At 70.1% G+C, this 12,773-nt stretch carries 12 protein-coding genes; 5 read left to right on the forward strand and 7 right to left on the reverse strand.

Translation table 11 applies throughout. From position 1 onward, the window contains the following. Positions 1-18: 18 nt before the first annotated feature. From rodA to ACO2TI_RS13295, 5 genes are all read right to left on the reverse strand, one after another. Entirely contained in the window at positions 19-1,191 is a 1,173-nt protein-coding gene (gene rodA / locus ACO2TI_RS13275; RefSeq protein ID WP_423284921.1) for a rod shape-determining protein RodA, read from the reverse strand. Beyond that, the gene (gene mrdA / locus ACO2TI_RS13280) at positions 1,188-3,203 is read right to left on the reverse strand and encodes a penicillin-binding protein 2 (RefSeq protein WP_423284923.1); all 2,016 of its coding nucleotides are present in this window, start codon (positions 3,201-3,203) and stop codon (positions 1,188-1,190) included. Before mrdA ends, rodA begins: the two co-directional genes overlap by 4 nt. Positions 3,204-3,283: 80 nt before the next feature. After that, entirely contained in the window at positions 3,284-3,805 is a 522-nt protein-coding gene (mreD, locus tag ACO2TI_RS13285) for a rod shape-determining protein MreD (RefSeq protein ID WP_423284925.1), read from the reverse strand. Continuing rightward, entirely contained in the window at positions 3,802-4,770 is a 969-nt protein-coding gene (gene mreC, locus ACO2TI_RS13290; protein WP_423284927.1) for a rod shape-determining protein MreC, read from the reverse strand. The genes mreD and mreC overlap by 4 nt, the downstream gene beginning before the upstream one ends. Before the next feature lie 91 nt (positions 4,771-4,861). Continuing rightward, positions 4,862-5,905 (reverse strand): rod shape-determining protein, encoded by a 1,044-nt coding sequence (locus tag ACO2TI_RS13295; protein ID WP_423284929.1) that lies wholly within the window; start codon positions 5,903-5,905, stop codon positions 4,862-4,864. A 300-nt stretch (positions 5,906-6,205) separates the two neighbouring features. Between ACO2TI_RS13295 and gatC the strand changes: the two genes are divergently transcribed. Genes gatC through gatB form a run of 3 tightly spaced genes read left to right on the forward strand, consistent with a single transcriptional unit; the run spans position 6,206 to position 9,508 of the window. After that, the gene (gatC, locus tag ACO2TI_RS13300; protein ID WP_423284931.1) at positions 6,206-6,505 is read left to right on the forward strand and encodes an Asp-tRNA(Asn)/Glu-tRNA(Gln) amidotransferase subunit GatC; all 300 of its coding nucleotides are present in this window, start codon (positions 6,206-6,208) and stop codon (positions 6,503-6,505) included. Positions 6,506-6,515: 10 nt separating this feature from the next. Then, a complete protein-coding gene (gene gatA, locus ACO2TI_RS13305) occupies positions 6,516-8,054 on the forward strand; it encodes an Asp-tRNA(Asn)/Glu-tRNA(Gln) amidotransferase subunit GatA (RefSeq protein ID WP_423284933.1) in 1,539 nt (512 codons plus the stop codon). After that, positions 8,054-9,508 carry an Asp-tRNA(Asn)/Glu-tRNA(Gln) amidotransferase subunit GatB gene (gatB, locus tag ACO2TI_RS13310; RefSeq protein ID WP_423284934.1) on the forward strand — a complete coding sequence of 485 codons (1,455 nt, stop codon included), beginning with the start codon at positions 8,054-8,056 and terminating at the stop codon, positions 9,506-9,508. Before gatA ends, gatB begins: the two co-directional genes overlap by 1 nt. A gap of 103 nt (positions 9,509-9,611) precedes the next feature. Here the strand turns inward: gatB and ACO2TI_RS13315 are convergent, their stop codons facing one another. Both ACO2TI_RS13315 and pyrE read right to left on the reverse strand, forming a co-directional pair. Continuing rightward, positions 9,612-10,358 carry a hypothetical protein gene (locus tag ACO2TI_RS13315; protein ID WP_423284936.1) on the reverse strand — a complete coding sequence of 249 codons (747 nt, stop codon included), beginning with the start codon at positions 10,356-10,358 and terminating at the stop codon, positions 9,612-9,614. Between the two features lie 33 nt (positions 10,359-10,391). Next, complete coding sequence (gene pyrE, locus ACO2TI_RS13320) at positions 10,392-11,093, reverse strand: orotate phosphoribosyltransferase (protein ID WP_423284937.1); 702 nt, start codon at positions 11,091-11,093, stop codon at positions 10,392-10,394. A gap of 27 nt (positions 11,094-11,120) precedes the next feature. On the opposite strand from pyrE, the gene ACO2TI_RS13325 reads away from it, so the two are divergent. After that, positions 11,121-11,927 carry an exodeoxyribonuclease III gene (locus ACO2TI_RS13325; protein ID WP_423284938.1) on the forward strand — a complete coding sequence of 269 codons (807 nt, stop codon included), beginning with the start codon at positions 11,121-11,123 and terminating at the stop codon, positions 11,925-11,927. Between the two features lie 17 nt (positions 11,928-11,944). Continuing rightward, positions 11,945-12,610 (forward strand): alpha/beta hydrolase, encoded by a 666-nt coding sequence (locus tag ACO2TI_RS13330; RefSeq protein ID WP_423284939.1) that lies wholly within the window; start codon positions 11,945-11,947, stop codon positions 12,608-12,610. Positions 12,611-12,773: the final 163 nt, after the last annotated feature.

Genomic DNA, 12,773 nt, shown 5'->3' on the forward strand with positions numbered 1-12,773 from the left:
GGCGGCAAGCGTGGGAGCCTAGCTCTGCATCAGTCGACGGCTGCGCGAGATCGACATCAGGATCCCCAGCCCCAGTCCCAGCGTCACCATCGCGGTGCCGCCGTAGCTGATGAAGGGCAGCGGTACGCCCACCACCGGCAAGATGCCGCTGACCATGCCCATGTTGACCATCGCGTAGGTGAAGAAGCCCAGCGTGATCGCGCCGCCGAGCAGGCGCGAGAACAGGGTCGGCGCCTCGGCCGAGATCATCAGGCCGCGAAAGATCAGGAAGGTGAAGCCCAGCAGCAGGCCGATGCAGCCGATCAGGCCGAACTCCTCGCTGAAGGCCGCGAAGATGAAGTCGGTGGTGCGCTCGGGGATGAACTCCAGGTGCGTCTGGGTGCCATTCATGAAGCCCTTGCCGGTCGTGCCGCCGGAGCCGATCGCGATCATGCCCTGGATGATGTGGAAGCCCTTGCCGAGCGGGTCGGTGGTCGGGTCGAGCAGGGTGCAGACGCGGTGCTTCTGGTAATCATGCAGGCCGGGCCACTTGACGCCGGGCTGGCAGGCGTCGCCGCCGTAGATCACGAGCGCGACGATGCCCGCCGCACCGACCGCCACCACCGGCACGATCAGGCGCCACGACAGCCCGGCGAAGAACATCACGTACAGGCCGGCGGACAGCACGAGGATCGCCGTGCCGAGGTCGGGCTGCTTGACCACCAGGCCCACCGGCAGCGCCAGCAGCACGAAGGCGACCGCGAAATCCGGCGCGCGCAGCTGGCCTTCGCGGCGCTGGAACCACCAGGCCAGCATCAGCGGCGTCGCGATCTTCAGCATCTCGCTGGGCTGGATGTCGACCACGCCGACGTGCAGCCAGCGCGTCGCGCCCTTCTTGGTGACGCCGAACACCGCCACCGCGACCAGCAGCGAGACGCCCAGCACGTACAGCGGCACCGCCAGGCGCTGCAGCTGCTGCGGCGGCAGCTGCGCGACGACGAACATCACACCGCCGGCCAGCAGCATGTTGCGCGCGTGGTCGACGAAGCGCGTGCCGTGGTCGTAGCCGGCGGAGTACATCGTCACCAGGCCGGCGCCGGCCAGCAGCAGGACCGCCACCAGCAGCGGGCCGTCGAAGTCCAGCATCGGCGCGATGCGCTGAAGCAGCGACGGCCGTTCGAACGTCGCGATGCGGCTGCGCGCAAGGCTCATTGCAGCGCTCCCTGCGCCGCGGCGGCGCCCGCTTCGACCGCGACGGCCGTCGCGCCCAGGCCCGCGCCGCCCGGCACCGGCAGCGACACGTCGGCGACCTGGCGCGACACGCCCACCGGCGCCGTGGCCTTGCCCTCGCGCACCAGCGCGATATCTTCGCGGCTCGGGTACTGGCCGGCCAGCAGGTAGTCGAGCACGCGGCGCGCGATCGGCGCCGCCGCGACCGAGCCCCAGCTCGCGTTCTCGACGATGACCGCCAGCGCGACGCGCGGCTCCTCGACCGGCCCGAACGCCACGTACAGCGAGTGATCGCGCAGGTGCTCCTCGACGCGCGCGTGGTCGTACTTGCGGTTCTTCACCAGGCCCACCGCCTGCGCGGTGCCGGTCTTGCCGCCGCTGGCATAGGCCGCGCCCATGAACGCGGCGCGCGAGGTGCCGGAGGTCGTGACGCCGTTCATCGCCTGGCGGATCACCTCGACGTCCGCCGGCCGCAGCGGGATCGGCTCCAGCGGCTGCGACGACAAGGTCTTTTCCTCCCCGCTGACGACGTCGCGCAGCGTGTGCGCCAGGCGCGGCTGGAAGCGCTGCCCGCCCGAGGCCAGCGTCGCCATCGCGGTGGCCATCTGCAGCATCGTGAAGTTGTTGTAGCCCTGGCCGATGCCCAGCGAGATCGTCTCGCCGGCATACCACTTCTGCTGCTCGGGCCGCTTGAACTTCTTGCGCTTCCACTCGGTCGACGGCAGGTCGCCGGTGACCTCGCCGTCGATGTCGATGCCGGTCTTGCGGCCGAAGCCGAAGGGCATGAGCTGGTCGTGGATCAGGTCCACGCCCATCTCGTTGGCGAGGCTGTAGAAATAGACGTTGCTCGAGCTGACGATGGCCGCGCGCATGTCCTTGGGGCCGGGCCGGTCGGTCTCGGGGCTGCCGAAGACGCGGCCGCCGAAGCTGTAGGTCAGGTTGTCCATCACGACCGTGCTGGCCGCGCGCTTGCCCGAGTTCAGCGCCGCGATCGACATGAAGGGCTTGAAGGTCGACCCCGGAGGGTAGGTGCCGCGCAGCGCGCGGTTGAGCAGCGGCTTGTCGATGTTCTCGTTGAGCTCTTTCCAGCTCTCGCTGTCGATGCCGTCGACGAACAGGTTGGGATCGAAGGTCGGCTTGCTGACGAAGGCCAGCACCTCGCCGTTGCGCGGGTCGATCGCCACCAGCGCACCGCGCCGGTCGCCGTACAGCTCCTCGACCAGCGCCTGCAGCTTGATGTCGATCGAGAGCTTGATCGTGTTGCCCGGCGTCGGCGGCTGCGCGCGCAGGCGGCGCACCGGGCGCCCGCCGGCGCTGGTCTCCACCTCCTCGAAGCCGGTCACGCCGTGCAGCTGCGACTCGTACTTCTGTTCGATGCCGAGCTTGCCGATGTACTCGGTGCCCTTGTAGTTGGCCGCGTCCTCGGTCTCGTCGATCGCTTCCTTCTCGACCTGGTTGATACGCCCGATGTAGCCCAGCACGTGGCTGGCGAGCTCGCCGTAGGGGTAGTGGCGGAACAGCCGCGCCTTGATGTCCACGCCGGGAAAGCGGAAGCGCTGCGCGGTGAAGCGCGCCACCTCCTCGTCGGTCAGCTTGGTGCGGATCGGCAGCGACTCGAAGCTCTTGCCGTCTTCCATCAGGCGCTGGAAGCGCTTGCGGTCGCGCGACGTGATCTCCACCAGTTCGGCGAGCTGGTCGATCGTCTCGGCCAGGTTGCCGACCTTGCTCGGCGTGATCTCGAGCGTGTAGGCCGAGTAGTTGTTGGCCAGCACGACGCCGTTGCGGTCGAGGATGAGGCCGCGGTTGGGCGGGATCGGCACGACCGCGATGCGGTTGTTCTCGGCCTGGGTGGAGAGCTCGTCGTGGCGCACGACCTGCAGCCAGACCAGGCGCGCGACCAGCAGGCCAAAGCCGAACAGCACCACCGCCGCGGCCGCGAACAGCCGGAAGCGGAAGTTGCCGAGCTCGCGCTCGAGGTCCTTTAACTCAGTCACCGCATCACCTTCAACGGCACCCGGCCCGTCCACTCGCAGGGCAGCGCAGCGGCGCAACCGCCAGCGTGGGCGCACTCATTTCACAGGGGACGATTCTCGTCCCGGTCGGGCGCACGGCGCTGCGGCGCCAGCAAGAGCAACGAGGCGATCGGCCACAGCAAGGCTTCGACGAGCGGCGCCCACAGCAGGTTCCAGCCCGGGAACATGCCGCCCGCGGCCAGGCGAACGACCAGCGCCACCGCGTGCGCCGCGAAGAACAACGGCAGGATCTGCACCGCCTGCGCCGGCACGCTGAACCACAGCAGGCGGCGGTGGATCATGATCGCGAAGAAGCTCAGCAGCGTGTACGACAGGCCGTGCTGGCCGAGCAGCGCACCCTCGTGCACGTCCATGAACAGGCCGAACACGAAGGCCGCCCCGATGCCCACGCGGCGCGGCTGGTGCACGTTCCAGAACACCAGCGCCAGCGCGAGAAAGTCGGGAAAGCCCGCCACCCGGCCCAGCGGCACCAGGTTCAGCGCGAAGGCCGCCAGCAGCGAGCCCCACATGAACATCGGGTTGACCGGCAGCAGGAGCTGGTCGGCCCCGCGCGGCATGATCATCGGCGGCCTCCCACGATGTCGGCCCGGCCCGGGCGGCTCGCGCCGCGCGCCGGTCGCTCGGGCGCGGCGGTGGCCGCCAGCTCGGCAGGGCGCGCCGGCAGCTGGCGCGCCAGCGGCTCGAGCACCAGCACATGGCGCACGCTGTCGGGCCGCGCCAGCGGCGCGACCGTGACCTTGGCGAAGGCCGAGCCGGCCTTGCGGTCCACCGACACGATGCGCGCCACCGGCAGCCCCGGCGGGTAGACGCCATCGATGCCCGACGTGGCAAGCGGATCGCCCGGCTGCACATCGGCGTTGTTGGCAAGGAAGCGCAACTCCATGCCACCGCCCGCGGCCGCGGTGCCCGGGTCGCCGTAGGCGGCCGCGCGCGCCTGGGTGCGCGTGTTGAGCACCGGGATCGCGGCGTCCTTGTCGGTCAGCAGGGTCACCTCGGAAACCAGCGGGAAGACGCGCGTGACCTGGCCCAGCACGCCGTTGGCGTCGATCACCGGCGAGGCCGCGACCACGCCGTGCGTCGCGCCGCGGTCGATCACGACCTTGCGCGAGAACGGGTCGGCCGCCTCGTAGAGCAGCTCGGCCGGGATGCTGCGCACGGTCAGCGCGGCGCGCAGGTCGAGCATCTGGCGCAACTGCGCGTTCTCGGCCGCGATCTGGTCGGCGCGCAGCGCGCGCTCCGACAGCCGCGCAGCCTGCTCGAGCGCCTGCGCCTCGCGCGAGCGGGCGTTCGTGATGCCCGAGAAGTACTCGCCGGCGGCGCCGGCAGCGCGGATCGGCGCCAGCAGCACGCGCTCGACGGGGTTGAGCACGGTCGCGACCAGCGAGCGCAGCGGCGTCGTCACCTTGAAGCGCGTGTCGGCGACCATCAGGAACAGCGCCAGCGCCGAAAAGAAGATCAGCTTGGTCAGCGCCGACGGGCCCTGCTTGAAGAACGGCGGCGGGGTTCGATCGAGCGTGCCCAGCGGCATGGACGGCTACGCAGTGTGGGAAGAGGGCGCTGTGAATGCGAAGAAGCCGGCCACGTGAATGCACACGGCCGGCTTCGCGGGTGGGCCGAGCTTACTCCGACGTGAAGATCGCGCCCAGGCGCTCCATGCGCTCGAGCGCCATGCCGCAGCCGCGCACCACGCAGGTCAGCGGATCCTCGGCCACCAGCACCGGCAGGCCGGTTTCCTCGGCGAGCAGGCGGTCCAGGTCGCGCAGCAGCGCGCCGCCGCCGGTGAGCATCATGCCGCGCTCGGCGATGTCGGCGCCGAGTTCGGGCGGCGTCTGCTCGAGGGCGTTCTTCACGGCCGAGACCATCTGGTTCAGCGGATCGGTCAGGGCTTCGAGGATCTCGTTGCTGCTGATCGTGAAGCTGCGCGGCACGCCCTCGCTGAGGTTGCGGCCCTTGACCTCCATCTCGCGCACCTCGGAGCCCGGGAAGGCGCTGCCGATGCCCTTCTTGATGGCCTCGGCGGTGGGCTCGCCGATCAGCATGCCGTAGTTGCGGCGGATGTAGTTGATGATCGATTCGTCGAACTTGTCGCCGCCGACGCGGATCGAGCCCTTGTAGACCATGCCGCCCAGCGAGATCACGCCGACCTCGGTGGTGCCGCCGCCGATGTCCACCACCATCGAGCCCGAGGCCTCGCTGACCGGCAGGCCGGCGCCGATGGCCGCGGCCATCGGTTCCTCGATCAGGTAGACCTCGCTCGCGCCGGCGCCCAGCGCCGACTCGCGGATCGCGCGGCGCTCGACCTGGGTGGAGCCGCAGGGCACGCAGATGATGATCCGCGGGCTGGGCTTGAGCACCGAGCGCGGATGGACCATCTTGATGAACTGCTTGAGCATCTGCTCGGTCACCGTGAAGTCGGCGATCACGCCGTCCTTCATCGGGCGGATCGCCTCGATGTTGCCGGGCACCTTGCCCAGCATCGCCTTGGCTTCGTGGCCGACCGCCTGGATGGTCTTCTTGCCGTTGGGGCCGCCTTCGTGGCGGATCGCGACGACCGAGGGCTCATCGAGCACGATGCCCTTGCCGCGCACGTAGATCAGCGTGTTCGCGGTGCCAAGGTCGATGGCGAGGTCGGTGGAGAAGTAGCGGCGCAGGGATCCGAACATGACGGGTAGGCGGTGGGCGCGCGCGGTGGGCCGGAGGTCCAGGTGCTGGTGAAAAGCGGCTGGGCAGGCTGCGACGGCAGGCGTGGGCGGCGCCGGGGTGTCTGGGCTGTGACGGGGTTCACATCGGGCCGGCACATGCGCAAAAAAACATGGGCGGGCCGGCCCTTTGGATGGCCGGGGATAATACCCGATACCCCCCGCGCGGCCGCTGTTTTCAAGCGTTTGGACACACCTGTCGACAACGCCCCGCCAGCCTCGCCGGCCACCCCAGCGAACCCAACGCGTTCCGACCCGCCCAACATGGCCCTGACCCCCCAAGACGTGAGCCGCATCGCGCTGCTGGCGCGGCTCGAGCTGAGCGACGCCGAGCAGGCCCAGATGCTGGCCCAGCTCAACGGCTTCTTCGACATCGTCGAGCGCATGCGCGCGGTCGACACGACCGGCATCGCGCCGCTGTACACGCCGCTGTCGGCGGTGCAGGACGTGAGCCTGCGTCTGCGCGACGACGCCGTCACCGAAGGCGACCGCCGCGAGGCCAACCAGGCGAGCGCGCCGGCCGTCGAGGAAGGGCTGTTCCTCGTGCCGCGGGTGATCGAGTGAGGACCGGGCGATGAACAAGCAGTTGCACCAGCTCGGCCTCGCCGAAATTGCCCAGGGTCTGGAAGCCAAGCGCTTCTCGAGCGAGGAACTCACCCGTCACCTGCTCGCGCGCATCGACGCGCACCGCGAGCTGGGCGCCTTCTTGCACGTCGACCCCGAGCACGCGCTCGCGCAGGCGCGGGCCAGCGACGCGCGCCGTGCGCAAGGCGCCGCCCGCGGCGCGCTCGACGGCGTGCCGCTCGCGCACAAGGACATCTTCGTCACCACCGCGTTTCCCAGCACCGCGGCCTCGAAGATGCTGGTCGGCGAACAAGGCGGCTACCGCTCGCCCTTCGACGCCACCGTGGTCGCGCAGCTCGAGGCCGCCGGCACGGTCGCCGTCGGCAAGACCAACTGCGACGAGTTCGCGATGGGCGGCTCGAACGAGAACTCGGCCTTCGGCCCCGCGCGCAACCCCTGGGACGCGACGCGCATTCCCGGCGGTTCGTCGGGCGGCTCGGCGGTGGCCGTGGCCGCGCGCCTGCTGCCGGTGACCACCGGCACCGACACCGGCGGCTCGGTGCGCCAGCCCGCCGCGCTGACCGGCGTGACCGGCATCAAGCCGACCTATGGCCGCTGCTCACGCTACGGGATGATCGCCTTCGCCTCCAGCCTCGACCAGGCCGGCGTGTTCGCGCACAGCGCGAGCGACGCGCTGACGCTGATCGACGCGATGGCCGGCTTCGACACGCGCGACGCCACCAGCGCCGAGCAGGTGCGCGACGCCGGCGGCGCGGCGGTCGCCAACCAGGCCGGGCAGATCGGCCGCGATGTCGCCGCGCACGCGGCGCGCGCCGCCGATGCCGCCAGGCCGCTCGCCGGCCTGCGCGTAGGCCTGCCCAAGGAGTTCTTCGGCGAAGGCGTCGCGCCCGACGTGGCCGCCACGGTGCGTTCGGCGCTGGTCGAACTCGAGCGCCTGGGCGCCACGCTGGTCGACGTCTCGCTGCCGCGCACGGAACTCTCGATCCCGGTCTACTACATCATCGCGCCGGCCGAGGCGAGCTCGAACCTGAGCCGCTTCGACGGCGTGCGCTACGGCCACCGCGCGGCGCAGTACACCGACTTGCTCGACATGTACCGCAAGAGCCGCAGCGAGGGCTTCGGGCCCGAGGTCAAGCGCCGCATCATGATCGGCACCTACGTGCTGAGCCACGGCTACTACGACGCCTACTACCTGCAGGCGCAGAAGCTGCGCCGCATGATCGCCGACGACTTCCAGCAGTGCTTCGCGCAGTGCGACGTGATCGCGGGCCCCGTGTCGCCGACCGTCGCGCGCCCGATCGGCTCGCAGACCGACCCGGTGGCCGAGTACCTCGCCGACATCTTCACGCTGCCCGCAAGCCTTGCCGGCCTGCCCGGCATGAGCGTGCCGGCGGGCTTCGGCGAAGCGGGCCTGCCCGTGGGCCTGCAGCTGATCGGCAACTACTGGCAGGAAGGCCGGCTGCTGCACACCGCGCAGGCCTTCCAGGCCGCGACCGATTTCCACCTCCGCGCACCGGAGGGCTTCTGATGACCGCACCCCAGCTCATCCGCGGCTACGAGGTCGTGATCGGCCTCGAGACGCACGCGCAACTGTCCACCGCCTCGAAGATCTTCTCGGGCTCGTCCACCGCCTTCGGCGCCGCGCCGAACACGCAGGCCAGCGCGGTCGACCTCGCGCTGCCCGGCACGCTGCCAGTGATGAACCGCGGCGCCGTCGAACGCGCGATCCGCCTGGGCCTGGCGGTCGGCGCCAGGATCGCCGAGCACTCGATCTTTGCGCGCAAGAACTACTTCTACCCGGACCTGCCCAAGGGCTACCAGATCAGCCAGTACGAGCTGCCGATCGTGCAAGGCGGCGCGGTCGAGTTCCTGCTCGACGGCGAGCTGCGCAGCGTGCGCCTGACGCGCGCGCACCTCGAGGAAGACGCCGGCAAGTCGCTGCACGAGGATTTCCACGGCCAAAGCGGCATCGACCTCAACCGCGCCGGCACGCCCCTGCTGGAGATCGTCTCCGAGCCCGACATGCGCTCGAGCAAGGAGGCCGTCGAGTACGCGAAGGCGCTGCATGCGCTGGTGGTCTGGCTGGGCATCTGCGACGGCAACATGCAAGAGGGCAGCTTCCGCTGCGACGCCAACGTCTCGGTGCGCAAGCCCGGCGCGCCGTTCGGCACGCGCCGCGAGATCAAGAACCTGAACAGCTTTCGCTTCCTGCAGCAGGCGATCGACGCCGAGGTGCAGTGGCAGATCGACCGCGTCGAAGACGGCCTGGCGATCGAGCAGGCCACCGTGCTGTTCGACCCCGACACCGGCGAGACGCGCGCGATGCGCAGCAAGGAAGACGCGCACGACTACCGCTACTTCCCCGACCCCGACCTGCCGCCGCTGGCGGTTGCGCCGGCGTGGGTCGAGCGCGTGAAGGCGCAGATGCCGGAGCTGCCGCGCGTGATGGCGCAGCGCTTCGAGCGCCAGGACGCGCTGCCCGCCTACGACGCGGCGATGATGACCCAGAGCCTCGCGTTCGCGCGCTACTACGAGGCCGCGCGCGACGCCTGCGGCCAGCCCAAGCTGGTGGCCAACTGGCTGATGGGCGAGGTCTCGCGCCGGCTCAATGCCGAGGAGCGCGAGATCGATGCCGCGCCGGTGCCGGCCAAGACGCTGGCCGCGCTGATCGCGCGCATCGCCGACGGCACGATCTCCAACGCCGGCGCCAAGCAGGTGTTCGAGGCGCTGTGGAGCGAGGGCGCGAACGACGTCGACGCGGTGATCGAATCCAAGGGCCTCAAGCAGATGAGCGACACCGGCGAACTCGAGCGCCTGCTCGACGAGGTGATCGCGGCCAACGCCAAGTCGGTCGAGGAATTCCGTGCCGGCAAGGAGAAGGCCTTCAACGCGCTGGTCGGCCAGGCGATGAAGGCGACCAAGGGCAAGGCGAACCCGGGGCTGGTGAACGAGCTGTTGAGAAAGAAGCTCGGCGCGGGCTGAGAGCCCGCCCAACAACCGAGGACTTGCGCGGATCCGGCTTTGCCGGTCCGCAGCAAGGGCCCCCTCGGGGGGCAGCGAACGAAGTGAGCGTGGGGGCGCCAGCTCAGCGCTTGGGTGCCGGCGGCGTGCTCGCCTGCTTGGGCGCCGACGCCCCCGGCGCCGAGGCGCGCGGATCGCTCGGCGGCGCGCCGATCGAGCCCGGCTCGGCGCCGGCCCAGAGCTTCTTCATGTGAATCAGCTCGGCGTCGAACAGCGCGTTGATGCGCGTGAGTTCGGCCTTCTGGTTGGCCACCGCCTCCTTCTGCGCCGCGACCGCGACGTCGTTGGCGTCGAGCTGGCGCTTGAGCTTGAGCGGCGGGGTCTTGCCCTTGTAGAACTCGGCCTCGTCGAGCAGCGGCTTGCGCTCGGCCTCGAGTTCCTCGAGCCGCTTGCTCGAGGCCTCGATCGCGCCTTGCGTGTCGTCGAGCGCGGCCTCGCGCGCCTTCTGGTGCGCGGCCTGGTTCGGATAGCGCGCGAGCAGGTTGCGATCGCGGCGAATCGCGTCCTTCTTCGCGGCGGCCTCGGCGGCCTTCTTCTTCTCGGCCTCTTCGATCGCCGCGCGCTCCTCGGCGGTGTAGCTGGGCGGCATCACGCGGCGCAGAGAGCCGTCGGTGTTGAGCACGCGCTGCTCGCGGTCCATGCAATCGGCGATCGGGCGGTCGGAGGTCAGGCGCTGACCCTTGGCATTGGTGCAGGTGAAGATCGCGCCGGCATCGCCGGCCTTCTGCTGCCCCACGGCGGCGCCCGCGGCGCACAGCGCCGCAGCGGCCAGCAGGTGGCGAACCCCAGGGTGGCGACAGACCCGATTCATCCCGACGACTCCGTTTTGTTCCGGGCCCAGCAGCTAGACCCCGTAGCGCTCGCGATAGGCCGCGACGCGCGGCCGGTGCTCGGCCAACGCGGCATCGGCACGGCCGCCGAGATACTGCAGCAGGTCCGCCAGCGTGGCAATCGAGACCACCTTCAGACCCAGCTGCTGTTGCACATACTGCACGGCCGAATGGGTTGCGTCGCCCACGCTGCCGTCGGCGCGCACCTCGGTGGCCTTTTCCTGGCGGTCGAGCGCGATCGTCACGCCCACCGGCGTCGCGCCCGCGGCGGTGATCATCGCAATCGACTCGCGCACCGAGGTGCCGGCCGAGATCACGTCGTCGATGATCAGCACGCGGCCCTTGACCGGCGCGCCGACCAGGGTGCCGCCTTCGCCGTGGTCTTTCGCCTCCTTGCGGTTGTAGGCGTAGGGCACGTTGCGGCCCAGGCGCGCGAGCTCGATCGAGACCGCGGCGGCCAGCGTGATGCCCTTGTATGCCGGCCCGAAGAGGAGATCGAACTCGAGGCCCGAGGCGATCAGGCGGCGTGCATAGAATTCCGCGAGACGGCCGAGCTTCGCGCCGTCGTCGAACAGGCCGGCGTTGAAGAAGTACGGACTCGCGCGCCCGGCCTTGGTCTTGAACTCCCCGAAGCGCAGCACGCCCGACTCGACCGCGAAAGCGACGAAATCGAGCGCGAGGTCATCGCTGGCGGGGGCTGTGGCGGCGGCGGTCATCGTCGGCTCGAACTCGTTGGAGAACCCGTGTTTCGTCTCGTCTCGCTCAACCTCAACGGCATCCGCTCGGCGGCGAGCAAGGGCTTCGTGGATTGGGCCGCGCAGGCCCGAATCGATTGTATGGGCGTGCAGGAGCTCAAGGCCCATGCCGCGGACGTGGCCGGGCGCTTCGACAAGCTCGACGAGGCCTGCGCCGGCCACTTCCACCACGCCGAGAAGAAGGGCTACTCGGGCGTCGGCCTGTACGTGCGGCGCGAGCCGAGCGACGTGATCGTGGGCTTCGACGGCGGCGAGTTCGACGGCGAGGGCCGCTACATCGAGGCGCGCTACGACTCGCCCGCGCGCAAGCTGTCGATCATCAGCTGCTACTTCCCCAGCGGCTCCTCGGGCGAGGACCGCCAGGCCGCGAAATACCGCTTCCTCGACCTGATCTATCCGCACCTCAAGGAGCTCAAGGGCCAGCGCGAGTTCATCCTGGTCGGCGACGTCAACATCGCGCACCGTGAGATCGACCTCAAGAACTGGAAGAGCAACCAGAAGAACTCCGGCTTCCTGCCCGAGGAGCGCGCCTGGATGTCCAAGGTGCTGGGCCACGGCAAGGGTGAGCTGGGCCTGGTCGACGTGCACCGCACGCTGCGGCCCGACGACACCGGCGAGGCCTACACCTGGTGGAGCAACCGCGGCAACGCCTACGCGAACAACGTCGGGTGGCGGCTGGACTACCAGATCGCGACGCCCGGCGTCGCGGCGCTGGCGCGCGACGTGAGCGTCTACAAGACGCAGCGCTTCTCCGATCACGCGCCTTTGATCGTCGACTACGACCTTGGCCTCTGAACAGAAAGCCGCCCGACATGCTCGACGCCATCGAACTCGCCTCCGGCGCAAATCCGCAGAGCGCGCTGATCGTGCTGCACGGCCTGGGCGCCGACGGCAATGACTTCGTGCCGGTGGTGCAGGCGCTCGACCTGTCTGAGATCGGCGCCGTGCGCGTGATCCTGCCGCACGCGCCGGTGCGCCCGGTCACGATCAACGGCGGCTATCGCATGCGCGCCTGGTACGACATCCTCGGCGCCGACCTGCAGCGCCGTGAAGACGAGGCCGGGCTGCGCGAATCGCAGGCCGAAGTGGCGGCGCTGGTCGAGCAGGAGATCGCGCGCGGCATCGCGCCCGAGCGCATCGTGCTGATGGGCTTCTCGCAGGGCTGCGCGATGGCGCTGCTCACCGGCTTGCGCTTCGCGCAGCGGCTGGCCGGCATCGCCGGTCTGTCGGGCTACCTGCCGCTGGCCGCGAGCACCGTGGCCGAGGCCCACGAGGCCAACCGCGCGACGCCGATCTTCCTCGCCCACGGCGAGCAGGACCCGGTGGTCGCGATCGACCGCGCGCTCGCCTCGCGCGAGGCGCTGCTGGCGCTCGGCCACGAGGTCGAGTGGCACCAGTACCCGATGGAGCACTCGGTCAGCATGGAAGAGATTGCCGACCTGAACGCCTTCCTGGTGCGGGTGCTGACCGTGGATTGATGCCACGGATCGCGTGCCGCGCGATCCCAGTCAAGTTTGATGCCGGACAGCGAATCCTTCGCGGTGTCCGCTCGACCGAAAAACCGGCCATCGTGCCGCGCCGCCCGCCCTGGGCGTGTTCGCGGCGCGCCAACCTGCGGAGCGTGACCACCGGACACGACCC

This window comes from Caldimonas sp. KR1-144 (assembly GCF_049446155.1).
Lineage (GTDB): Bacteria > Pseudomonadota > Gammaproteobacteria > Burkholderiales > Burkholderiaceae_C > Rivibacter.